This window comes from Cellulophaga sp. HaHaR_3_176, from assembly GCF_019021925.1.
Classification (GTDB): domain Bacteria; phylum Bacteroidota; class Bacteroidia; order Flavobacteriales; family Flavobacteriaceae; genus Cellulophaga.
In genome coordinates, this window is record NZ_CP058990.1 from 1,392,038 (window position 1) to 1,417,861 (window position 25,824).

Genomic DNA, 25,824 nt, shown 5'->3' on the forward strand with positions numbered 1-25,824 from the left:
GATAAAATACGTATGTTAAAACTTATGATAAATCAAATTGAAAATATAATGTATACATTAGTATTGCTTGTTACAACGAGCTTAAATGCACAAGACTTGTCTACATTATTTGATGAACTAGACCCTTCAGTTGTTACAATAGAGGTTGTTGAGTATAAAGTAAAAGATCAGAAGATAAACGCTTCTGGTGGTTTAGGATCAGGAGTTATTATTAATAAAGAAGGTTTTATTATCACAGCAGCTCATGTGGTAGAATCAGCAAATGAAGTTTCTGTTAAACTCAAAAACGGTGTTTCATTTGAGGCAGACGTAATATCAAGTTCAACGGCGGCTGATTTGGCACTTCTTAAATTAAGAGTGGTACCCTCAAATTTAAAACCAGCAAAAATAGGAAATTCTAGTAGTTCAAAAATCGGAGAACAGATTCTTGTTATTGGCGCTCCATTAGGTCTAGAACACTCTTTATCTGTTGGGCATTTAAGTCGTAAGATGAAGAAAAACATCATTTCTAATGGAGAAATGGCTGGTTTTTTGCAAACAGATGCTTCTATAAACCAAGGGAACTCTGGTGGGCCAATGTTTAATATGAATGGAGAACTTATTGGTATCGTAAGTTTTATTCTATCGAATAGTGGTGGATTTGAAGGTTTAGGCTTTGCTGTGGAAATTGATACAGCAAAAAAAGTTTTGTTTGATGTAAATAGTTTTTGGACTGGATTTGATGGTCTCTTTTTAAATGAAGGATTAGCAGGTATTTTTAATACACCACAAACATCAGGAGTTTTAGTGCAACGGGTGACTCCAAAATCTTTTGCCCATAAAATTGGTTTAAAACCTGGTATCATTCAAGCAGAAATATTAGGTCAAAAATTATGGTTAGGAGGCGATATTATTTTAAGTATTCAAGGATTAAGCTGCAACGCACCCCATGATTTAGGTAACATTAAAAAACAGATTGAAAATCTAAAAATTGGAAATAAAGTTTTAATTGAAGTTTTAAGAAAAGGAAAAGTAGTAATGCTTGAATCTAATTTAGAATGAAGCTAAAAACAATAATTAATTGGAATAAGGTCATGCAATATAAGTACTTAATAGCACTTATAGGAGCCTTCAATTTTTTATTGACTCCCGTACATACAGTACTTAGCAATCTTAGTCCAAGTTATATGGTTGTCACAAATTATACTTTGGTTATTTTAAGTAGCTCACTACTCGCGTCTAAAAAAACAGAAAAATTAACGACTTATATTATTGGACTTTTAACATTAATGGTTATTTGGTTAGAATTCACGGATACTAATTCTAAGCCTATTTTAATTTTAAGGTTAGTGTTTTCTTTTGTTTTATTTGCTTGTTTTAGTGTTATACTTATTAAACAGTTAGTAAAAATAAAAAAAGTAAACTTACAGTTCATCTTAGGACCATTATTAGGGTTTCTTTATTTAGGAATCATTGGTGGAATTCTTTTTGAGGCTATTAACTTTTTAGATTCAAATTCATTTCACCTAATTAAAGGGTTTTCAGGCTTTAGTTTTTATTATTTCAGTTTTATAAGTATTACAACTGTTGGTTATGGAGATATTACCCCGCTTACAGCACCAGCACAATCTCTTACGCTTGTTATGAATATCATAGGGCAATTCTACTTAGCCACTGTTATAGGTGTTTTTGTGGGAAAATATATTAATACAAAATCAAATTAAAATGTTCGAATCTTTCAGTATTGTATTTACAATTGCAGCACTTTTTAATTACGTCAATTATAAATGGTTAAAATTACCCACAACTATTGGTTTAATGATTTTAAGTTTAATTCTAATTATTCCCATTACTTTAAGTGAAACTGTTTTTCCAGAATTTTATAGATTTTTTTGTGACATTATTGTAAATGCAGATTTTAAAACATTATTATTTGATGGCATTTTAAGTTTTTTACTGTTTGCAGGTGCATTGCACGTTAATCTGGGAGCACTTACAAAAGAAAAAAAATCAATTTTTTTATTTGCAACCTTAGGGGTGCTCATTTCTACTTTTTTAGTTGGTGGCTTAGTCTTTTTGGGAGCACAATTATTTGCTTTAAATCTACCTTTTTTACATGCATTATTATTTGGTGCTTTAATATCTCCTACAGACCCTATTGCTGTTATGGCTATTTTAAAAGAAGCCAATATCTCTAAAAGTCTAGGTATAAAAATAGAAGGAGAATCCTTATTTAATGATGGCATTGGTGTTGTTGTTTTTTCTGGAATATTATTAATTGCTTCAGCTACAGGAGAACATAATAACAGCGAAATTGGAGCAGAAATTGGAGTACTATTTTTAGAAGAAGCAGTTGGAGGATTGCTTTATGGATTAGTTATTGGTTTTTTAGGATTAAAATGTATTCAATCACTTAAAGAAAATCCTCAATTAGCAGTAATGATGACTCTTGCAGTAGTTTTAGGAGGTACAGCAGGTGCGTTTATGTTGCATACATCTGCACCATTAGCTATGGTTGTAGCAGGGCTATTTATAGGAAACAAAATACACCTTAATGAAGACAAAAACCCTGTGCAAAAAGCGATTAGTTCTTTTTGGGAAATTTTAGATGATGTATTTAATGGAATTCTATTTGTACTAATAGGACTTGCCATACATTTATTAAATTTCAATACAGTTTATATTTTATTAGGGATACTTTCTATTTTAATTGTACTCTTAGCTCGATTTATTTCAGTGTTTTTACCGTATTCATTATTAAAACATGAAGAAGAAAAACCAATTAAAACAGTTGTTGTTTTAACCTGGGGAGGATTACGTGGAGGTATTTCGATTGCTTTAGCTTTAAGCTTAAGTAAAGAACTATCTGGAGATTTAATACTTCATATTACCTATATTATTGTATTGTTTTCAATAATTGTTCAAGGTTTGAGTATCGGTAACGTCGTTAAGAGGTTATTCAAGTAAATTCAGAAAGGTAAAATAAATAAGAATTCGCTTTAAAATCCAAAAATATGTTAAACACGAAGGAGTATTACAATAGAGATTTATCATGGTTACGGTTTAATCATCGTGTACTTCAAGAGGCTGCAGATAAAAAAAATCCGTTGTATGAGCGGATTAAGTTTTTAGCTATTTTTTCTTCTAATTTAGATGAATTTTTTAAAGTTAGAGTTTCAGACATTAGAAAAATAAAGCAGTTAGATAAACCACTTAGAAAACGTTTAATTACAAAGCCTAATAAATTATTAAGAGAAATTAAGAAACAAGTTCTGATAGAACAAAAAGAGTTTGGACGCATATTTTTTACCGAAATTATTCCGGCATTACAAAGTGAAGGTATTCATCTATTATCTTATAAAGAATTTAACCAAGAGCAACAGGCGTTCAGTCAAAAATTTTATAAAGAAGAAATTCTACCTTCACAATCTTTAAGTGTTAGTAAAAACAAACCTTTTCTTGAAAATGAAGAATTGTATTTGGTTTCGCAAATGGAAGATGATTCTCTTATTTGGGTAAAAATCAATGAAGATACGCCTCGCTTTATTGAGCTTCCTGCAAAAGGTGATAAACATTGTATATCATTTGTTGATGATATTTTAAAACACAATTTGAAAACGGTTTATAACTTAGATTTTTATAGTATAAAAATATCAAGAGATGCAGAGTTATATATTGACAATGAATATTCTGGTAATTTATTAGATAAAATTAAAAATGCTTTACCAAACAGAAGCAGTGGCCAAGTTACAAGAGCTTTATTTGATGAATTAACACCAAAAAAATTACAATTAAAATTAAATAAAACTTTAGATATTAATGATACCGATATTATAAAAGGCGGTACATATCATAATTTTAAAGACTTATTTAGCTTTCCAAACCCAACTACTAAAAATTTATCTTTTATAAATTTACCTCCGCTATCACAAAAAGAGTTTGGTGAGTATTCAAATATGTTTGAGGCTATCAAAACCAAAGATAGATTGTTGTGTTTTCCATACCAATCATACGAACCTGTTATACAATTACTAGAAGAGGCTTCTAATGATATTCATGTACTAAAAATTAAAATTACATTATATCGAATTTCAAAAAACTCTCTTGTTGCAAAAGCACTTTTAAATGCAGCTAAAAAAGGAAAGCAAGTATTTGTATTTATAGAAACAAAAGCACGTTTTGATGAAGAAAATAACATAAAATGGGGAAATATTTTAGAAGAAAATGGTGCTAATGTCGTGTACAGCTATCCAGGAATAAAAGTACATTCTAAAATTTTATATATAGAACGTATCGAAGAAAAAGCATCGCATATTTATGGTTATATAAGTACAGGTAATTTTAATGAAAAAACGTCAGAAATTTATACAGATTTCGGATTAATGACGGTAAATCAAAAAATTACAGGAGAACTTTGCCAAGTATTTCAAGTATTAGAAGGGCAAATTATTATTCCAAAATCAAAACAGCTTTTAGTATCTCCATTTACAAGCCGAAGTAAGTTTACTGAATTAATAGATGTAGAAATTGAAAATGCTTTAGCAGGTAAACAAGCATATATAACTTTAAAATTAAATAGCCTTCAAGATGCTAAAATGATTACGTTATTATATAAGGCAAGTAATGCAGGGGTAAAAATAAGGTTGCTTATACGTGGTATTTGTTGTTTAATTCCTGGAATTAAAGGTCAGAGTGAAAATATATTTGTAACTAGTATTGTAGATCGGTTTTTAGAACACGGAAGAATCTACATTTTTGGAAATAATGGAAAAGAAAAAATGTTTCTTGGTTCTGCAGATTGGATGACGCGTAATTTAGATCATAGAATAGAAGTTATAACGCCTATTTTAGATCGTGACATTCATTTAAAATTAAAAGAATTATTAGACCTACAACTAAAAGATACTATAAAATCAAGGATTATAGATGAAAATCAAAAGAATAACTATGTAGAAAAAGGTTTGTTAAAAAAATCTTCTCAACATATAATCTATAAAACATTTACATAAGTAATACAAAAATATAGAAAATAGAGTATTTGTTATTTTATGAATAAGGGTGATGAATTTTTTATAAACACATCATAAAAACACATAGCACTACTCTACTATCAATCATTTAATAATAATTAACAACCAATCGTTCGGTAACTTATTGTTTTGTTTTACATTTGCAGTATGAGACCACAAAAAGTACAAGATATAGAGATTATGACAAGCCTAGTAGAGGCTTTTCGTTCCAAAGGATATGAAGGTACCAGTCTTGCTGAATTAGCGAAAAGTACAGGTTTAAAGAAGGCTAGCCTTTATCATAGATTCCCAAATGGAAAACAAGAAATGGCAAATGCTGTGCTTGATCATATTGAGAAATGGGTAGATGATCATATTTTCGCTTCCCTATTAGATGAGAGCAAATCTCCTAAAGTAAGGCTACTTAATGCATTAAACGAGGTTCGTAATTCGTATGACGGTGGTAAGGAAGCTTGCATATTTAGGGCTTTATCCATAGGGCAAAGTGTAGAGTTATTTGACCTTCAGATTAAAAATGGAATGAATAAATGGGTAAATGCTTTTGATAAAATAGGCCTTGCATTGGGGTTATCAAAAAAAGAAGCCAATCAAAGTGCTGTAAACACATTAATAAAAATTCAAGGAAGTCTTATAGTAACCAAAGGTCTTAATGATTTAAGCATTTTTGAAACTACACTAAAAGAAATTGAAGACTCCTATTTAAAACGATAAAAAATATCATCCTAATGTACCGAATGTTAGGTAATTAACTTGTACCAATGGAAAAAAAATATCCTCTACCTCCTTTCAATAAAGAAACGGCAAAACAGAAAATTCAACTAGCAGAAGATGCTTGGAATAGTAAAGATCCTGTGAAAATTTCTAAAGCGTATACTATTGATTCTGAATGGCGTAATCGAAACCAATTTATTAATGGAAGAGAGAATATACAAGATTTTTTAACTCATAAATGGGAAAACGAATTGGATTATATACTAAAAAAAGAGCTTTGGGCATATCAAGATAACCGTATTGCTGTTCGGTTTGAATATGAATATAGAAATGAAAGAGGACAATGGTTTAGAGCTTACGGTAATGAGAATTGGGAATTTGATGAAAATGGATTGATGAAAAAAAGGTATGCTAGTATCAACGACCTAAAAATAAAAGAAACAGAAAGAAAACTATAGCCGTATTGAAGCGACTAGAAATTGATAATCGTATGAGTAATATTTTTCATAAAGGACAATTAGCAGTACAAAAAATAGCAGGCGAAGAAGAAATTGCTAAAAAAAGGATTCCCATGGTTCTAAATTCTCTTCATACTAGATCTATACCCTTTATAGAACACCAAATTTTGGCTTTCCCAGGTAGTGAAGATACTGATGGAAATATATGGTTATCAGTATTAATCGGTGAAAGAGGTTTTATTACGATTCCGTCTGTACAGGAGATTAAATTTGATATATCAAAAATCACGAGCAGTCGAGAAGATATTTTCTTTACAAACATTAAAACTAACCCTACTGTAGGTTTGTTGTTTCATGAAGCAGCACGAAGAGCACGTTATAGAGCTTGGGGAACTGCTCGTCAAGAAGAAAATCAACTTTGTTTTGATATTAAATTAGGGTATCCTAGTTGCCCAAAACACATACAACGAGAAGTTATCGAAACTCCTGAAAAAGTAGAGGCTATATCTTCTAATTATCAAAATGGAACTATTTTAGGAGAATTAGAGAACGAATGGATTAGCAATGCGCATACGTTTTTTATAGCCACACAGACAAAAAAAGGAGCTATTGAATCATCACATAGAGGTGGTAATCCTGGTTTTATTGAAATTCAAGAAAATGGACGTATGCGTGTACCTGATTATTTAGGCAATAGCATGTTTAGTACATTAGGTAACATTTACGAAAACCCTAAAGCTGCATTGCTTTTTGTAGATTATAAAAAAGGAGAAACATTACAACTTTCTGGTACTGCTGAGTTACAGTTTGATCAAAATTCAGAAGCTGATTTTTATAAATCTGGAGAAACCGGTCGGTTTTGGACCTTTGAAACTAAACAATGGATACGAACAATAAACCATCATAAAGTAGATACCGAGTTTATAGATTTTTCACCATTTAATATACTCACCAAAAAATAAAACCCATTGTTAGTATTGCACCAACAATGAGTTTGGTTTCTTATTGCAAAAAAATTATATGAAGTTCTCTAAAATAGAACTTCATCTGCCGATGCAACATAACTTGCAGGTACCTTAATATTGTTCAGGCGTAAATAAACTCCTAATTGAGCTCTGTGATGTACTGTATGGCTAAGTACATACCTACGAATAGCTGTTTCTTTTGTGCCAGAAAACATAACCGTATCAGCATTTCTCATTGTCCACGATTCCATTAACTGATCGTTATTGGTGGCTTCTAAAGCTTTTTCTCCTACAATTATATTTTCTTCAAACTGTTTAAGAATAGCTTCTTTAGAGTTTAATACCGCTGGTGATGGTGCTGTACTCCAATCTAATTCTGAATTTTGAGTAATTGCAGGTATCCAACTAGAAATAGGTAATATATGGTTTGCTAGTTCACCCATTTTTTTTGATTTTTCATGCGGTGTAAATTCAAATACATCTTCAGAAATAGAATTCAAAAATTTTCTGGTGGTATTCATTTCATCTTTAAACTCATTTAAAAGTATCTCGTTCAGCTTCATAATTCTACTATATTTAAATTAATTGTTTTTTTAAATTCTAATGCTATTTTCTTTATTATGCTACTCTCCTATTGTTATTAATAGTAGTGATAATTCAGTAAATTCCTTTAGGTATTTATTAGTCGTAAAATAATGGTAAACCTTAACTGAAAATACATTGTTTAGAGCAAAGTATTTTCGGTTACATTTCACAGAAAATATCGATGATAAAAAATAAAAAAATAAGCTAAACCATTTGATTTTTAAAGCTATTATTATATCTATATGAAGCAATAAATCCCCTTAACATTAACCAACTCCCAACCAAAAAAAAGTATATTTGTTGAGGATTAAAACTATTTATTATGAAACATATATGTATCGCATTTACTGCGTTTATAATGACTGCTACAGCATACAGTCAATTTCAGATTTCAGCAAGTTCTGGCTATGCTTTTGGTAGTGCAGGAATGAAATTGGGAGAAACAATTAACGTATCAGAAACTGAGAACTATTATGGTAGTTATGGCGAAGGTACAAATGTACAATTGAGAGGTACTTATTTTTTTAATGAGTCTTTTGGTGTCGATTTAAGCTTGGGTTATTTACGAGGTACAGATCAAACAGTATCTAATATTAATGTTCCGAGTACTACTGTAGATGCTGTTGCTAGAGCTCGTGCTTTTGGAGCATCAACATCTGTAGTGTATAAATTTACCAATAATATTTATGGCCGTTTTGGTGCCTTATTAAAAATTGGTGGTAAAACTGAAGCTGTAGTTTACAGTAAATCTGTTTTTTCAGAAGCCGAAGCTGAAGCTTTTGGAGTGCCAAATGGTTCTTACTCTGAGACTAATTACACAGAAGACTTTCACGGTCATTTTCCTATAGGTTTTGTTGGTGCTTTAGGGTATAATTTTGAATTAGATTCTAATTTTAGCCTTTTTGTAGAAGCTGAATATTACGGTATTAGTTTAAAACGTAAAGACTCTGAGCTTGCCGATTTTAATACGAATATTGTTTTACCTGATGGTACAGTTGCTGTAAGTGGTTTTTTCACTTTAGATAATTTACCAGAAGGTACCGTTAATAAAACAACCTATGTAGATAATTTATCGAACACGAATACAGATGCTTCTAAAAAATTATCGCAAAAAGTACCTTATTCTTCTTTCGGAATTAATTTTGGTATCACCTACAAATTTAAATCTTCAGTTGATAAAGAATAAGTAATTTATTTAAACAAAATATCTTTCAAAAAACCTGCCTTTTATAAAAGGCAGGTTTTTTTATGCCTTATACCTAAATCAGCTATTGGATTACACTAACTTCATTAACATCTCTTTAATTAATAGGCATCCTGTTATCTATAAGATCACCTCTTAAAAGGGCTTAATTAAACGATGTATCCTTATAGCTGTAATTGTATTGACTTTAAAGTAGATAAGAAATTTAATTATTAGTATGTAATCATTTATATAATAGAAAAATATTGTCTTAAAAATACCATCCTCTGTACGATGTATTGATCTTTCAATAACTACCTCTCTAAATTTCTACGGCAATAATCAAACGGTACGAGCTAATAATTAGGGTATTCTTCTAATACCTTGCGTTTCAATATATAATCTTTTAATCAATAATACTTTAAAAAAAGAACATTAAAGAAATAAACTCAATTAATAAAACCAGATATAGTATGAAAAATGAATTTGCAAAATATGCAATAGCAGGAATTTTAGGAACCGTAGTAATGACAATAATAATGATTGTTGGACCAAATATGGGAATGCCAGAAATGGCACCTTGGAAGTTACTATCTGGTGCTATAGGTGTGTCAATTACTGTAGGATGGGTGTTACACTTTATGATGGGAATCATATTTGCCTTAACATATGGATATGCTTTTGCTCCCAATGTCAGTATTAAAAACATATGGCTAAAAGGTATCGCATTTGGTATTGTAGCGCTTGTTTTAGCACAAATAGGAATGAAAGTTATGGGAGTAATTTTTGAAATGCCACCGATGGATGGTTCTATGCCAATGCGATTAGTAGCTATGCTTATCGGCCATATTGCTTTTGGTCTAACAACGGCTAAAATAATCAACAAATAAAACATAACAACCTTAATTTAAACATATTAAGGTTGTTTATATTAACTTTAGTTTAATAAACTGTTAGTGTAAATAATTTGCATTCACTATATAATAAGATCATGAAAAAAATAGATTTCAGTAGTTTAAAAGCGGTATTTGTGAACTGTACCCTTAAAAAATCTCCTTCAAAAAGTCACACACAAAATTTAATGGATGTTTCGATTGGAATTATGAAATCGGAAGGTGTAAGTGTTGAAACAATTCGCCTTGCAGATTATGACGTTCCCGTAGGTGTACAACCTGATATGACAAAAGAAGGTTTTGAAAAAGATGAGTGGCCAATAATTTATGAAAAAGTAATAGCTGCCGATATACTTGTAATTGGTACTCCTATTTGGCTAGGAGAACGATCATCAATAGCTTCAAAATTAATCGAACGTTTGTATGCCATGAGTGGTTATCAAAATGATAAAGGACAATATGTATATTATGGAAAAGCTGGTGGCTGTATTATTACTGGTAATGAAGATGGTGTAAAACATTGTGCCATGGGCATGTTATATGCATTACAACATTTAGGATACAGTGTTCCGCCACAAGCTGATGCGGGTTGGATTGGTACTGTTGGCCCTGGACCTAGTTATGGTGATACTGAGTGGCAAGGGGAAACCAAAAACCCACCGGTGGGTTACGATTCTGAATTTACAAACAGAAACACAACATTCATGAGTTACAACTTAATGCATTTGGCTAAAATGTTAAAAGATAATGAAGGATACCCAGCCTACGGAAATTCTAGAAAAGAATGGGACGATGGTACCCGATGGAATTTTGAAAATCCTGAATATAGGTAGAAATAACATTGATAATAGATTGATTTTAAGAATTTTAAACACAATATTATGAGCAAAAATGTATCAGAACAATTACTAGATATACTAGTAAATGTTGGTGTAGAAAATATATATGGAGTTACAGGTGATGCCCTTAACTTTTTTGTTAAAGCGATTGAAGAACGTGACGATGTAGATTGGATAGGTATGAAACATGAAGGTAATGCCTCTTTCGCTGCCTTTGGACATAGCCAAACCAAAAATGGTTTAGGTGTATGTGCAGGTACAGTAGGTCCTGGAGCTTTGCATTTAATCAATGGTTTATATAATGCTAAAAAAGAACGTACTCCGCTAATCGCAATTACAGGTCAAATAGATCAAAAACAACAAGGAACTAACTTTTTTCAAGAAGTAGATCTAAAAAAAGTATTTGATGATGTTTGTGATTATCAAGCGATCATTAAAACGCCTGAACAGGCACCTATGGTCATACAGAAAGCTATAAAAATAGCCATGGCTAATAATGCTGTTTGTAGAATAGAATTACCTGCAAACATAGCAGAAATGAAAGCTGAAAACCAACAATTTGTACATGCTATAAAAAAATATGTTTCTCGCTTAGTACCTGATAAAGAAACAGTGTTAGAAGCGGCTTCGTTATTAAATAAGGCAAAAACAGTTGGTATTTTGGCAGGTGATGGTTGTCGTGAAAGTCGTGATGCTGTACTTACCTTATCAAAAAAACTAAATGCACCAATAGTACATAGTTTACGTGCTAGTGATGTATTTGATCATGATACAGAAAATGTTGTCGGGTTGACAGGGTTGATAGGAAATCCATCTGGCTATAATGCAGTAATGAAATGCGATTTGCTATTGATGCTAGGTACTGATTTTCCATACATTGATTTTCTACCACACGACACAAAAACCATTCAGGTCGATATAAGACAAGAGAATATAGGTAATAGAACTTCAGTTTCTTTAGGAGTTTGGAGTGACATTTATTCTTTTTTAGATTTGCTTAATCCTAAAATAGAACAGAAAAACGACACTAGATTCATTGATAAATTGAAAGAAAGTTTTGATGGTTGGAGAAAGAATATGAAAGAGCAGGCTTCTCCGACACGAGAAAATGAGCCTTTACACCCACAAATATTTGCAGGTTTTATAGATGAATATGCTGCTGACGATGCCATTTTTACGGTAGAAACAGGGACTTCGGCAATATGGGCTGCCCATCATATTTCGTTCAATAAACAAAGACGCCTTATAGGTTCATTTAATCATGGCTCTATGGCAGTTGGTTTGCCATCTGCAATAGGTGCTCAGATGGCCAACCCAAATAAAGAAATTTGGTGTTTAAGTGGTGATGGTGCATTTAATATGGCTATGCAAGATTTTATAACTGCAGTGAAATATGAACTGCCTATAAAAGTGCTTATTTTCAATAATTCTGAACTTAGTTTTGTAAAATTAGAAATGGAGCAAGTTGGGTTAGCAGCAAGCTTAGATGCCCTACATGAAACGAATGTAAATTTTGCTGAATATGCCAAATTATGTGGCGGTGATGGTGTACGAGTAGAGCACGCGAAAGATATTGGTGCAGCCATACAACAGGCGAAAAATAGTACAAAACCTTTTATTATAGATGCTGTTGTTAGTAGCGGTGCATTATCACTACCACCGCATATAGGTATAAAAGAAGCTATAGGTTTCGGTACCTCTAAAATAAAAGAAGTAGGTCAAGTAATTACCGGCGACAAATCGCAATGGGAAAATATTAAAAAGGAGCTACAATCTTATTTTGATTAATAAAAATAAGAATAAAGTTGAGCTAAAGAGCTGTCGAGAGTTCCTTTACCCAAAATTCAAGTGAGCCTAATTAGGTTCACTTGAATTTTGTTGTTTAGTACGCTTATTAATAATTTTATATAATCACCACTACTCTATTTTGTCTTAAACGCTAAAATGTCTGTAAGACATTTATAGATTGTAATATAAAATCAAAAGTTTAATTAGTAAGAAAATGCACGCAAAATGTGTTTTTTGTAACATAAGTGATATTATAAAAAAATCTGTTCGTAATTTTTCAAAAATTATAACTTAATGGCAAGATTTATTTTCTCGAAAAAATATTTTTATTTCGTTTTTTTATTGGTTTTTATTTGTTGTCCTAAACTTCAAGGACAAGTAGGAAAAAGTACGCTTACTAAAATATCAGAGTTAAAATCTCATTCAGATTTTAACCCTCAGAATAGTAATTATATTGATTTACTTTTGGATTTAGCAGAAACTAATATGCGTGCCAACCCAGACAGCACAGCTATATTATTAAAAGAAAGTTATGATTTAAGTGTTGCATCTGAATACAAAAAAGGAGAAAGTATAGCACTATCAACTTATGGGTATTTTTATGCTGAAAGAGGAGATACAAACAAAGCTGATGAATATAATAAGAAAGCTTTAGATATCGCGAATGCTTATAACCTAGATAATGCAAAAATTACAGCGTTAAATAATATGGGTATTGATTTTCATTTTCAAGGAGATCATGCAAATGCGCTTACAAAATATTTAGAGGCATTAACAGTTGCTGAGAAAGTTAATGACACTCGCATGATGTCTGTGCTTAGTACTAATATCGCTTTTTTATATAGTTATAATGATGATTTTGAAACTGCTTTAATTTTTCATAAAAAATCAAGACAAATTAATATTGATGCTAAAAACGAAGATTTATTAATTGTCTCTACGCTTAGCATTGCACACATATACAGGCAAATAGGAGATTTAGAAGAATCAGAGCGTTTGTTTAATGATGGTATTCCCATTATTAAAAAACAAAACAGAAAAGATTGGTTATCAAGTGCGTATATGGGAAAAGGTAAAATTGGCCTTGAAAGAAAAAACTATCAAGAATCATTAATGTGGTTTATTGAGTCAGAAAAACTATGTGATGAAATTGATTATAGTAATGGGTACACAGGAACATATCAAGGCTTAGCAGAATCTTATTTAGGACTTGAAAATTTAGAATTAGCTGAAACATATGCCTTAAAAGCATTGCAAATTTCTAAACAAATAAGTCTTTCTAAGGCTATAAAAGAATCGAATTTAATTTTATCTAATATATACCACAAAAAAGGTGAAGATAAAAAGGCTTTTTCTTACATGAATGAGTATAGACTACTTTATGAGAAAGAAGCTGACGAAAAATTTAAAAAAGGACTTGGAGTTGCTCTTAGTAAAATGAAATTTGAAAATCAAAAAAAACAACTTATAGATGATCAAAGTAAAGTTATTGCGAAGCAAAAGAGTTATGTATATTTAGCCATAGCTGCTCTTTTGATAGTTTCTTTATTTCTAATTCAAATTTACAGAACAAATAAACTTCAGCTAAAACATACAGAAGAGTTAGAGGAAAAACAAAACATATTATTGCAACATGAGGCAGAACTCAGTGAAGCGAACGAAACTAAAGACAAATTATTTTCAATTATAGCACATGACCTCAAAGGGCCTATCAATTCTTTTTATGCACTTTTAGAACTTTCCTTGACAGGATCAATGACCAAGGAAGATTATAACATTTTACTGCCTAAAGCTTTAAAAAACATACAAGGTATTTCAGTAATGCTGAACAATCTTTTAGAATGGGCTAAAACACAAATGAATGGTATTGTTGTAGAACAGCGACAATTAGAAATAAATAGTGTTTTAGAAAACACAATCAAGGTTTTATCTCCATTAGCAGAAAAAAAGCTGATTAGTATTAATAATCTAGTACCTAATACTAATTGTTTTAGTGATAAAAATCACTTGACAATAATTCTTAGAAACCTTATAAGTAATGCTATTAAATTTACAAATACAAACGGTATTATAACTATTAATGCTTCAATTAAAAATAATTTTCTTGAAATTGCTATTGCCGATAATGGAATTGGTATGTCTCCTGAAAAACTACAAATGCTTTTTAAAAGTGCTCATATGAAATCTTCTTTTGGGACTGATAATGAAAAAGGGACAGGTCTTGGTCTTTTTTTATGTAAAGAAATGGCAGAAGGAAATGGTGGTGAATTATGGGTAACTAGTGAGGAAAATGTTGGTACAACCATATATTTTACGGTACCTATGTCTAACAAAGTATGACACATTTGCATAAAAATTTCTGCACTCATACAGATGTATTTTAGAAAACTTATAGCTTAAGGTAATTCATATTTTAAATCAAAGTACATACTCTACACAACAATAACAGTATAAATAGGCACCATATTTACATCATTAGAAAAATTTGTTACTATGATATTATCTGAAGGAAAATAAACCAAGTCCATAATTATCTATGAATTGAAAAGATTGGTTTAGCGAATAATTATAATTTTAAGAATTAACTTATTTTAAGAATAATTAATCTTTTTATATCTTAATTTTACCGCCTTAAAATTAGTATCAAGAATCTCAAAAAAAAGAGATAGCAACCTGCAATAACGAGCAAGGTGCTAAATAGATAAGCCAATTAATTGGAACAAATGTTAATTCATACTTCTATTTGTTTGCAGCTATTTCTTTTTTAAAGTATAAAGTAGTATGTCAAATAAAAAAGAACGTATTCCTAAATTTTCAGCACTAATCCCCCTATTTGTATTTGTTTTTACGTTTTTAGGCGTTGGTATTTACCAAAATGATTTTTATGCCTTACCTGCTCCTATTGCTGTTATTGTCGGTATTATAGTTGCTTTTATAATGTTCAAGCAAACTATAAAATCAAAAATTAACACATTGCTAAAAGGTTGTGGTGATGATAAAATATTAACCATGTGCCTTATCTACTTATTAGCAGGTGCATTTGCTGCAATTACTAATGAAACAGGTAGTGTAGATGCCATTGTAAATCTTGGTTTAGATTATATTGCGATTCAATATATTTATGTAGGCATTTTTATTATAGCAGGTTTCTTATCCGTTTCTACTGGAACATCTGTAGGTGCAATAGTTGCATTGGCGCCAATAGTGGTTGGTTTTGCTGATAAAAGTAGTGCTGATTTAGCTATTTTATGTGGCGCATTATTAGGTGGTAGTATGTTTGGAGATAACTTATCAGTTATTTCAGACACAACTATAGCCGCAACTCAATCTTTAGGTTGTAAGATGAGTGATAAGTTCAAACAAAATATTAAAATCGCTATACCAGCAGCCTTATTTACGATTGCTATTTTAATTTTTCAAGGTCTAGGCCTTAAATCTTCTGAAACAGAAGTTGTTATATATACATATTCTGTAATTAAAATTATACCTTATTTATTGGTTATCATTCTTTCTATAGTTGGTGTGAATGTATTTGCAACCTTGCTTTTAGGGACTATTTTTGCAGGTTTATTAGGAATTATATATGGTGATTTTACATTGATAGAAGCTACTAAAATATCTTATTTAGGCTTTACAAATATGACTGAAATATTCCTACTATCCTTACTTACAGGAGGTTTAGCTGCATTAGTTGAAAAAAATGGAGGAATTGATTTTATACTGGTTAAAATTAAAAAGTTAATCAAAAACCAAAAAACAGCACAATTAGGTATCGCAAGCTTAGTTGGTACTATTAATATGGCTATTGCAAACAATACTGTATCTATTATAATTGCTGGCCCTATTGCAAAAACTATAAATGATGAATACGAACTAGATAATAAAAAAACAGCTTCTATTTTAGATATTTTTGCCTGTATTATTCAAGGTTTATTACCATATGGTGCGCAAGTATTAATGATTTTAAGTTTCTCTAAAGGTAAAATTGATTATTTCGACTTGGTATCTAATACCTGGTATTTATTATTACTGTTCATTTACACCATCGTATTTATAAGTCTTAAACCTTTAAAAACACGATAAAAAGGTTTGTTTTAGATAAAATTACACACTCAAGTACTACAATTATAGCTAGTTATATTCTAGTAGTTAAGATTAGATAAAATCTATTATCTTCATAGCATATATGAAAACCAGATTTTTAACTAGACTATAAAATGAGTAAAAAACCAACTATTTATTCAAGAAGAAAATTCACCAAACTTTCGGCTGCAGGCTTAGCAAGTATACCATTATTATCTTTTAATAATGCTGCTCAACCAACTGTATCAACATCTCCAATTGACCTAGAGGTGCATCTGTTTTCAAAGCATTTACAGTTTTTAAATTATGAAGATATGTCAGCAGCGGCAGCTGAAATGGGGTTTGATGGTTTAGATTTAACCGTGCGTAAAAAAGGTCATGTACTACCTGAAAATGTGGCAAGTGATTTGCCTAAGGCTGTAAAAGCTATGAAAAAGCATGGTCTTAGTTCAAATATGATGTCTACTAATGTTTGGGATATAAGTAGTGAAGAACATAAAACAGTATTAAAAACAGCAAGTAAATTAGGCTTTACACGTTACCGTACTGATTGGTTAGAGTACCCTGAAGATAGATCTATTGAAGAAAGTCAGAATTTATATGGTGAAGAAGCTAAAAAATTAGCTCTATTTAATGAAGAACTGGGGATTATTGGTGCGTACCAAAACCATGCAGGTATGCATGTGGGTGCTGCTGTTTGGGATATTCCTCCTATTTTAGACGCTGCAAAAAGTCAATTTATAGGGTGCCAATATGATATAAGACATGCTATAGTTGAAGGTGGCAAAAGTTGGGAACTTGGTTTAAGACGTATACATACTCATATAAATTCATTAGTTATAAAAGATTTTAAATGGGGAGTAATTGATGGTAAATGGCAGCCTATTAATGTACCTTTAGGTGAAGGTATGGTCGATTTTAATCACTACTTTTCTTTAATTAAAAAGTATAAAATTAATGTGCCTGTTTCACTTCATGTCGAATATGACTTAGGTGGTGCTGAAAAAGGAAATACAAAAATAACTATAGATAAAGATGAAGTTTTAAGTCGTATAAAGAAAGATTTAGTGTATTTAAAAAACGCTTGGAACAGAGCGTTGTAAAACTTCAGATAAAAACACTTAAGGTGTATTAAATCAGAAAATTGCAAAACTAAATGTTCTTTATAAATGAATAAAAAATAATTTATTAGTTATATTATATTTAGTAAGTGTTACTGCTTTTTCAAATACATTTATACGTTTAAATTCTGTTGAATTAGCTAAAGTAAAAGCAAAAATAATAAATGGTACAGCTTCAAAAGAAACGCGGATTGCCTACTCTAAACTGATACAAGAAGTTAACAAATTACTCATAACTAAAAATCCATCTGTAACAGATAAAACTATATTGCCAACTTCTGGAAATGTGCATGATTATTTAAGCATAAGTAGATATTGGTGGCCAGATTCTAAAAAAAGGATGGATTACCTTGGATACGAAAAGATGGAAAAACAAATCCTGATACGCAAACAGATTCTGTCGATAGAAAAAGGTTAGGTTTTATGGGTCGTGGTGTTTGTAATCTTAATCTTGCATATTATTTTACGAATGATGAAAAATATGCAGAGAGAGCATTGAAACTTGGTTTTTAAATTCGGATACACAAATGAATCCACATTTAGAATATGCACAAAGCGTGCCAGCTAATCCTGACAAAAGACGTTTAAGTATTTTAGATGGTCGATCAATAGTTCGTTATCTGCCAGATGCCGTAGCTTTAATTTCAAACTCTATACATTAGGATTCCAATCACCAAATAAAAACGGATGAATGGTTTTCCATCTATTTAAAATGGCTAACTAAAAGTGATTTAGGAATTCAAGGAAGTTTAAAAGATAATAACCACGGCTCATGGTATAAATTTCAAGTCGCTTCTTTAGCTTTTTATATAGGTGGCATCTTATTGGTGAAAGATATGGTCATATCTGCTCAAAAAAGTTTAGATGATATGCTAGATAGTGAAGGGGGACAAACTCATGAATTAGCTAGATCAAGATCGTTTTTTTATAGTTGTTTTAATTTACAAACATTAGTAAATATTGCTGTTTTAGGAAATAAAGTTGGTGAAAACATGTGGCATTACACATCTGAAAATAATAAGAGTTTAGCCCTTGCTATTGATTATTTAACACCTGTTGTTAATGGCAAAAAATGGAATCATAAAACTTTAAAAAGTATTGATATATCGGAATTAATACCGATAATTTAAAAAGCTCTTAAGAGTGGAGAACATGAAGAATATAAAAATATAATTCAAAAAATTTTAGAAAATAATAATGAGGGAAAAGAAAGTAATAAAATATCAGAGTTTTGGTTGTTAAATATTGGAAATTAACCTTTTAGGGCTATTAATACGTTGTAATACTATTAAAATTAACAAAAAATTGCTACTTAATATTTTTTAAATAAATAACTTCGCGCTTACTTATGAAACAAAATTTCCATAAAATAATGTCGCTTGTAATGGCTCTTGTAGTGGTTTTCTCTACAATGTCATTCACATTAAATTCGCATTACTGCGGAGATACTTTAGTAGAAACTGCATTATTTCATAAAGCAGAAGGTTGTGGTATGGAAATGCAAAAACCTACCATTGAAGATTGCTCTGTTACTGTTATCAAAAAAAACTGTTGTAATGATGAACAACTAGTTATTGATGGTCAAGATAAATTACAACTACAAATAGATCAAATATCATTTCAGCAACAGCTATTTATAGTTTCATTTGTATATACATTTAATACTATTTTTGAAGGTTTAAGTACTACTAGAACATCTTACAAGGCTTACGAGCCACCACTCGTCACAACGCAAATCTTTAAGTTAGACGAGACTTATTTAATCTGATTTTAAAACAATAGACTGTATTATCCAGTGATTTCTATCATTAGGATAATGTACTGTATTCGGTGTTTTCCTATTTGGGATGTCACCTCTTTCTAATTGTTTTAAACATCAAACCTTATGCTAAATAGAAGCATTAAATTTCTAATAGAAAATAAACTTGTAGCCGTATTATTACTTGCCCTTTTTATTGGTTGGGGAACTGTAAATGCACCATTTAATTGGGATACTGGCTTTTTACTAAGCGATCCTGTTGCTGTAGATGCCATTCCTGATATTGGCGAAAACCAACAAATTGTATTCACAAAATGGGATGGTCGATCGCCTCAAGATATTGAGGATCAAATTACCTACCCATTAACCTCTTCCCTATTGGGAATTCCTGGAGTAAAAACCATTCGAAGTTCGTCTATGTTTGGATTCTCTAGTATCTACGTCATTTTTGAAGAAGATGTTGAGTTTTACTGGAGCCGTAGCCGTATTTTAGAAAAGCTAAATTCTTTACCAAGTAACTTATTACCAGAAGGTATAAATCCTGCTTTAGGACCAGACGCTACAGGTTTAGGGCAAATATTTTGGTATACTTTAGAAGGTCGTGACGCAGACGGAAACGTGACTGGCGGTTGGGATTTACAAGAACTAAGAAGTATTCAAGATTACTATGTAAAATACGGCTTATCTTCTGCTAGTGGTGTTGCTGAAGTCGCTTCTATTGGTGGTTATGTTCAAGAATATCAAGTCGATGTTAATCCCGAATTAATGCGCCAATACAATATTGGTTTAAACCAAGTTGTAAAAGCGGTTAAAAATAGTAATCAAGACATTGGCGCCCAAACGTTAGAGATTAATCAAGCGGAATATTTAGTACGTGGTTTAGGCTATGTAAAATCTGTTGAAGATATTGAAAACGCTGTAGTGACTTCTGCCGACTTTACCGCTATTAAAATTAAAGATATTGGTAAGGTTACCTTAGGTCCTGCTGCACGAAGAGGGATTTTAGACAAAGAAGGTGCTGAAGTTGTTGGTGGTGTTGTAGTGGCAAGATATGGCGCCAATCCTATGGAAGTCATTACCAATGTAAAAGCAAAAATTAACGAGCTTAAAGGCGGTTTACCCTCTAAAGTATTAGCAGATGGACGCACCTCTCAATTAACGGTGGTTCCTTTTTACGATCGTACAGAACTGATTGTAGAAACCTTAGACACCCTCAACGAAGCATTGACATTAGAGATATTAATTACCATTTTGGTGATTATAATAATGGTTTTTAATTTAAGAGCTTCTATTCTAATTTCAGGATTATTACCAGTTGCTGTTTTAATGGTTTTTGTTGCCATGAAACTGTTTAACATAGATGCTAATATTGTGGCGCTTTCGGGTATTGCTATTGCTATTGGAACTATGGTTGATGTGGGCGTCATACTCGCCGAAAACATGATTCGACATCTGGACGATGATGCTTTAAGACTTCGTGAAGATGGAACAGAATACACTATTAACGAGGTTATTTACTACGCTACTGCGGAAGTATCTGGTGCTATTTTAACTGCCGTTTTAACTACTATTATCAGTTTTGTACCCGTATTTACTATGATTGGTGCAGAAGGGAAATTGTTTAGACCTTTAGCCTTTACAAAAACGATGGCATTGTCAGCCTCTTTGGTGATCGCCTTGTTTTTAATTCCACCTTTTGCAGCGTATTTATTCAGAAAAACAACATTAAAAAACTCCTTTAGATATTTTTTAAATGGCGTTTTAATACTTGCGGGAATTGCAATTATTATTTACGGCTTTTGGTTAGGATTACTTTTAGTTGCTTTTGGTATCACTGGTTTACTAGGTGTTTTAGAGAGATTAGATAAGAAGAAAATAAATCTAATAAATATTATTATTTCCTCGATTGCAATTGTATTTCTACTTGCCGACTATTGGAGACCATTAGGATTTAACCGCAGTATCATTGTCAATCTTATTTTTGTCGCTATTATTTGCTTCGGAATTTTAGGTGTGTTTTCTGTTTTTAGAAGGTATTATAGTCAGATTCTAAACTGGGCTCTAGCCAATAAAATATTGTTTTTAATAATTCCTGCGACTGTTCTTGTATCTGGATTTTGGATTATGAAAAATACAGGAAAAGAGTTTATGCCTGCCTTAAATGAAGGGTCGTTTTTATTAATGCCAACCTCATTACCTCATGCTGGTGTTGAAGAAAACAAACGTGTACTTCAGCAATTAGACATGGCGGTTGCGACTATTCCAGAAATTGAAACTGTAGTCGGAAAAGCTGGTAGAACAGAGTCGCCTTTAGATCCTGCGCCTTTATCTATGTATGAAAACATGATTCAATATAAATCGGAATACATGCGCAATTCCGAAGGAAAAAGACAGCGTTATAAAGTGAATGCTGATGGGTTGTTTAAGTTGAAAGATGGACGTTTTATTGCAAATCCAAATAGCACCAAAAATGTCACCTTGAGCGCAGTCGAAAGGTCTCAACTTATCGAAGATAATAACGGTGAATATTACAGAAACTGGCGACCAGAAATTAAAAGTCCTGATGATATTTGGAACGAAATAGTACGTGTCACCAAATTACCAGGCGTGACGTCTGCACCAAAATTACAACCTATAGAAACCCGGTTAGTCATGCTACAAACCGGTATGCGTGCGCCCATGGGAATAAAAGTAAAAGGTCAAGATTTAAAACAAATTGAAGACTTTGGCTTAGAATTGGAACGACTACTAAAACAAGCGGAAGGCGTTAAAATAGAAGCCGTTTTTGCAGATAGAATTGTTGGTAAGCCTTACTTGTTAATTGATATAGACAGAGAAAAAATAGCACGCTATGGTATTTCAATAGCAGATGTACAAAGTGTTTTAAAAGTTGCTATTGGTGGTATGGCATTAACACAAACCGTTGAAGGACGAGAACGTTATGCTGTAAGAGTGCGTTACCCAAGAGAGTTACGTGGTAATCCGGAAGATATAAAAGACATTTATATTCCTGTAGAAACGGGTAGTCCTGTTCCTTTAAGTGAATTGGCAACCATTAAATACGAGCAAGGTCCACAAGTCATAAAAAGTGAAGACACCTTTTTAGTAGGCTATGTCTTGTTTGATAAATTGGATGGTTTTGCAGAGGTTGATGTTGTCGAAAATGCACAAGCCTTGTTTCAACAAAAAATAGAATCTGGAGATCTAATTGTTCCAAAAGGTATCAGTTATAAATTTACAGGTACTTATGAAAATCAATTGCGTGCAGAAAAAACATTGTCTGTGGTTGTTCCGTTAGCATTGGCTATCATCTTTTTAATACTTTATTTTCAGTTTAAATCTGTTAGCACATCATTAATGGTGTTTACCGGAATTACGGTTGCGTTTGCTGGTGGTTTTATTATGATTTGGTTATATGGTCAAGATTGGTTTTTCAACTTTAGCTTGTTTGGCGAGAATATGCGAGACCTCTTTAACATGAAAACTATTAATTTAAGTGTCGCCGTTTGGGTTGGTTTTATTGCGCTATTTGGTATTGCTACCGATGATGGTGTCGTTATGGCCACCTACCTAACACAAATTTTTGATCGTGAAAAACCGTCTGACAAAAAAAGTATTAGAGCTGCTGCTTTACATGCTGCCGAAAAACGAATTCGTCCGTGTTTAATGACTACAGTAACCACCATTTTAGCCTTGTTACCCGTTTTAACATCCACAGGTAAAGGAAGTGATATTATGATTCCGATGGCAATTCCAATATTTGGAGGAATGGTTATTGACATTACCTCCTACTTTATTGTTCCGGTTTTATATAGCTGGAGAGAAGAGGTTAAAGTGAAAAGACTTCAGAAAAAAGAAAATATAGCTTAGACTAAAAAACATAAAATGAAATACAATAAAAATCATATCAAACATAAAGTAGTCTTGCTTCTTTGTTCTTTATTCTTTGTTATACAAGGTAATTCTCAAGAACTAGAAACCTACATTACTACTGCTTTGGAAAATAATCCTGAGATTCAGAAATTTGAATTACAGTACGCTATTGCTACAGAAAAAGTGAATGAAGTTAATACGCTTCCAAACACCGATTTTAGTGCTAGTTATTTTGTTATTGAACCTGAAACACGAACCGGAACACAACGTTTTAAAGTGTCGGCTAAACAAATGTTTCCTTGGTTTGGTACTATTACGTCTCGTGAAAATTATGCTAGCGCTTTAGCTGAAATCGATTATGAAGCGATTGTAATTGCCAAACGAAAGTTAATCGTCTCTGTATCGGAATCTTACTATAAATTGTACGTTAATAAAGCGAAACAAGCTGTTTTAACAGAAAATATTGAATTGTTGGATACGTACGAAGCCTTAGCTTTAACGTCTGTTGAAATTGGAAAAGCATCTGCAGTAGATGTTTTTAGATTACAAATTCGACAGAATGAATTAGAGCAATTACAACAGGTTTTAGAATACGAGTTTTTAGCAGAGCAAACGGCTTTTAACAATCTTCTGAATAGAGATAGCGCTATTGAAGTGCCTATTGTGGAGTCGTTACTAATGCCTTCCGAAGCACTTGAAATTACTACCGAAAATTTAGCGTTACATCCTGAATTATTAAAATATGATAGACTGTTTAATTCAGTAACGCAATCGGAATTACTAAACCAAAAAGAAAGCTATCTGTCGTTTGGATTCGGAATTGATTATATTAATATTCAGCCAGATTCCGATATTACGTTTAGCAAAAACGGACAAGATATTTTAATGCCTACAGTATCGCTTTCAATTCCTGTTTTTAATACGAAATACAAATCGAAAACCAAGCAAAACAAATTACAACAACAGGAAATAGAATTTCAAAAACAAGACCGTTTAAATACATTAGAAACACTATTAGACAAAGCAATAAACGATAGAAAATCAGCTAGAATAAGTTACAATACACAAGTAAAAAACTTAAACCAAGCTAAGGATGCCGAATCGATTTTAGTACGAAGTTACGAAACCGGCACTATTGATTTTAATGATGTATTAGACATTCAGGAACTACAATTAAAGTTTCAAATTAATCAAATAGAATCTATTAAAAGCTACTATTTACAAACTACAATTATTAATTATTTAATTCAATAATGATGAAAAAATATATAATTTATATCTCCATATTAATATTAGGTCTACTATTAGGAAGTTTCTTTTTTGGAAGAAAAACTACTAGGCATGAAACAGAACATATTCACGATGCAGCAGCAGAAACTAACCAAATGTGGACCTGCTCTATGCATCCACAAATAATGCAACCCGAATCTGGTCCATGCCCTATTTGCGGTATGGATTTAATTCCTGCAGAAAATAGCGTTAAAGGTTTATTAGCCGATCAGTTTAAATTGACTGAAAATGCTATGGCATTGGCTAATATTCAAACGTCAATAGTTGGTAATGGTAATACGGAAGATAATGCTATAACATTATCAGGTAAAATTGTAGAAAACGAAGATAATACAGCCATACAACCTGCACATTTTGACGGAAGAATAGAAAAATTATATGTCAAGTCTTTAGGCGAAAAGGTTAATAAAGGACAAGCTATTGCTAAAATTTATTCGGCAGCTTTAATAGCAGCACAGCAAGAATTGATAACGACGTATAGTATTAGAGAATCCCAGCCACAGTTATACAAAGCTGTGCAAAACAAGTTTAAAAACTGGAAAATTCATGGTTCTCAATTAGACAACGTTTTAAAAACGGGACAAGTAAAAACAAGTTTTACAATCTATTCTCATGTGTCTGGTGTTGTTACAGAAATTGCGGTGAGTGATGGCGCGCATATTATGGATGGTAAGCCCATTTTTAAAGTTTCTAATTTAGCAACAGTTTGGGCAAACTTTGATGTGTATGAAAACCAAATTAGTCAATTCAAAAAAGGACAAAATATTGACGTTGTGACTAATGCTTACGCTGATAAAGTATTTAAAGGCACTGTAGATTTTATAGATCCTATTTTAGATACCAGAACTAGAACTGTAAAATTACGAGTAGTACTTAATAACAAAGACCAAATATTAAAACCTGGTCTATTTGTCGAAGGGAAAATAAAAGGAATCACCGCGAGTAAATTCGATGTTTTATCTATACCAACAACAGCCGTTTTATGGACAGGAAAACGCTCTGTAGTCTATATTAAATCGAAGCTTAATGAACCTGTTTTTGAAATGCGTGAAATTACTTTAGGCAATCAAATTGGTGATAAGTATCAAGTTTTAGAAGGTTTAAACACTGGCGATGAAGTGGTAACCAACGGAACTTTTACAGTAGATGCTGCTGCACAATTACAAGGCAAAAAATCTATGATGAATAAAACCAATGAAAAGATTATGACTGGCCATGAAGGGCATCATATGCATAAATAAATTAAAGGTTAAAGTATTGGGGTTTG

19 protein-coding genes, 1 pseudogene and 1 riboswitch are annotated in these 25,824 nt (G+C 31.7%); of the genes and pseudogenes, 19 read left to right on the plus strand and 1 reads right to left on the minus strand.

Translation table 11 applies throughout. The features are described 5' to 3' along the window. The first annotated feature begins 24 nt into the window (after positions 1-24). The 7 genes from H0I23_RS05925 to H0I23_RS05955 all read left to right on the plus strand — a co-directional run bounded on the left by H0I23_RS05925 (position 25) and on the right by H0I23_RS05955 (position 7,140). Positions 25-1,041 (plus strand): S1C family serine protease, encoded by a 1,017-nt coding sequence (locus H0I23_RS05925; RefSeq protein WP_216785537.1) that lies wholly within the window; start codon positions 25-27, stop codon positions 1,039-1,041. Further along, entirely contained in the window at positions 1,038-1,703 is a 666-nt protein-coding gene (locus H0I23_RS05930) for an ion channel (RefSeq protein WP_216785538.1), read from the plus strand. Before H0I23_RS05925 ends, H0I23_RS05930 begins: the two co-directional genes overlap by 4 nt. 1 nt (position 1,704) lies before the next feature. Continuing rightward, positions 1,705-2,946 (plus strand): sodium:proton antiporter, encoded by a 1,242-nt coding sequence (locus H0I23_RS05935; protein ID WP_216785539.1) that lies wholly within the window; start codon positions 1,705-1,707, stop codon positions 2,944-2,946. A 47-nt stretch (positions 2,947-2,993) separates the two neighbouring features. Beyond that, positions 2,994-4,988 (plus strand): polyphosphate kinase 1, encoded by a 1,995-nt coding sequence (ppk1, locus tag H0I23_RS05940; protein ID WP_216785540.1) that lies wholly within the window; start codon positions 2,994-2,996, stop codon positions 4,986-4,988. A 168-nt stretch (positions 4,989-5,156) separates the two neighbouring features. Continuing rightward, a complete protein-coding gene (locus tag H0I23_RS05945) occupies positions 5,157-5,720 on the plus strand; it encodes a TetR/AcrR family transcriptional regulator (RefSeq protein ID WP_216785541.1) in 564 nt (187 codons plus the stop codon). 47 nt (positions 5,721-5,767) lie between these two features. Continuing rightward, positions 5,768-6,178 carry a nuclear transport factor 2 family protein gene (locus tag H0I23_RS05950; RefSeq protein WP_216785542.1) on the plus strand — a complete coding sequence of 137 codons (411 nt, stop codon included), beginning with the start codon at positions 5,768-5,770 and terminating at the stop codon, positions 6,176-6,178. Between the two features lie 32 nt (positions 6,179-6,210). Beyond that, positions 6,211-7,140 (plus strand): pyridoxamine 5'-phosphate oxidase family protein, encoded by a 930-nt coding sequence (locus tag H0I23_RS05955; protein ID WP_216785543.1) that lies wholly within the window; start codon positions 6,211-6,213, stop codon positions 7,138-7,140. A 68-nt stretch (positions 7,141-7,208) separates the two neighbouring features. Here H0I23_RS05955 and H0I23_RS05960 read toward each other — a convergent pair whose 3' ends face one another. Continuing rightward, positions 7,209-7,706: a DinB family protein gene (locus H0I23_RS05960; protein WP_216785544.1), complete on the minus strand. Its 498-nt coding sequence runs from the start codon at positions 7,704-7,706 to the stop codon at positions 7,209-7,211. Between the two features lie 344 nt (positions 7,707-8,050). On the opposite strand from H0I23_RS05960, the gene H0I23_RS05965 reads away from it, so the two are divergent. The 12 genes and pseudogenes from H0I23_RS05965 to H0I23_RS06030 all read left to right on the plus strand — a co-directional run bounded on the left by H0I23_RS05965 (position 8,051) and on the right by H0I23_RS06030 (position 25,798). Then, complete coding sequence (locus H0I23_RS05965) at positions 8,051-8,914, plus strand: outer membrane beta-barrel protein (RefSeq protein WP_216785545.1); 864 nt, start codon at positions 8,051-8,053, stop codon at positions 8,912-8,914. Positions 8,915-9,384: 470 nt separating this feature from the next. Further along, a complete protein-coding gene (locus tag H0I23_RS05970) occupies positions 9,385-9,801 on the plus strand; it encodes a DUF6789 family protein (protein ID WP_216785546.1) in 417 nt (138 codons plus the stop codon). Positions 9,802-9,902: 101 nt separating this feature from the next. Continuing rightward, positions 9,903-10,637: a flavodoxin family protein gene (locus H0I23_RS05975; protein WP_216785547.1), complete on the plus strand. Its 735-nt coding sequence runs from the start codon at positions 9,903-9,905 to the stop codon at positions 10,635-10,637. Between the two features lie 48 nt (positions 10,638-10,685). Further along, on the plus strand, positions 10,686-12,431 hold the full coding sequence (locus H0I23_RS05980; RefSeq protein ID WP_216785548.1) for a thiamine pyrophosphate-dependent enzyme: 1,746 nt from the start codon (positions 10,686-10,688) through the stop codon (positions 12,429-12,431). A 294-nt stretch (positions 12,432-12,725) separates the two neighbouring features. After that, positions 12,726-14,771 (plus strand): tetratricopeptide repeat protein, encoded by a 2,046-nt coding sequence (locus tag H0I23_RS05985; RefSeq protein ID WP_216785549.1) that lies wholly within the window; start codon positions 12,726-12,728, stop codon positions 14,769-14,771. 295 nt (positions 14,772-15,066) lie between these two features. Continuing rightward, a riboswitch (SAM-I-IV-variant riboswitch) is annotated at positions 15,067-15,165 on the plus strand. Positions 15,166-15,212: 47 nt separating this feature from the next. Beyond that, positions 15,213-16,514, plus strand: coding sequence for a Na+/H+ antiporter NhaC family protein (locus H0I23_RS05990; RefSeq protein ID WP_216785550.1), 1,302 nt, complete (start codon positions 15,213-15,215; stop codon positions 16,512-16,514). Positions 16,515-16,648: 134 nt separating this feature from the next. Next, a complete protein-coding gene (locus H0I23_RS05995) occupies positions 16,649-17,617 on the plus strand; it encodes a sugar phosphate isomerase/epimerase (protein ID WP_216785551.1) in 969 nt (322 codons plus the stop codon). A 372-nt stretch (positions 17,618-17,989) separates the two neighbouring features. Then, positions 17,990-18,765 (plus strand): annotated as a pseudogene (locus H0I23_RS16760) (alginate lyase family protein). A 218-nt stretch (positions 18,766-18,983) separates the two neighbouring features. Beyond that, entirely contained in the window at positions 18,984-19,403 is a 420-nt protein-coding gene (locus H0I23_RS06015) for a hypothetical protein (RefSeq protein WP_254073660.1), read from the plus strand. A gap of 117 nt (positions 19,404-19,520) precedes the next feature. Further along, the gene (locus H0I23_RS06020; protein ID WP_216785553.1) at positions 19,521-23,264 is read left to right on the plus strand and encodes an efflux RND transporter permease subunit; all 3,744 of its coding nucleotides are present in this window, start codon (positions 19,521-19,523) and stop codon (positions 23,262-23,264) included. A gap of 15 nt (positions 23,265-23,279) precedes the next feature. Beyond that, positions 23,280-24,521 carry a TolC family protein gene (locus H0I23_RS06025; protein WP_216785554.1) on the plus strand — a complete coding sequence of 414 codons (1,242 nt, stop codon included), beginning with the start codon at positions 23,280-23,282 and terminating at the stop codon, positions 24,519-24,521. A 2-nt stretch (positions 24,522-24,523) separates the two neighbouring features. Continuing rightward, positions 24,524-25,798, plus strand: coding sequence for an efflux RND transporter periplasmic adaptor subunit (locus H0I23_RS06030; protein ID WP_216785555.1), 1,275 nt, complete (start codon positions 24,524-24,526; stop codon positions 25,796-25,798). Positions 25,799-25,824 lie beyond the last annotated feature (26 nt).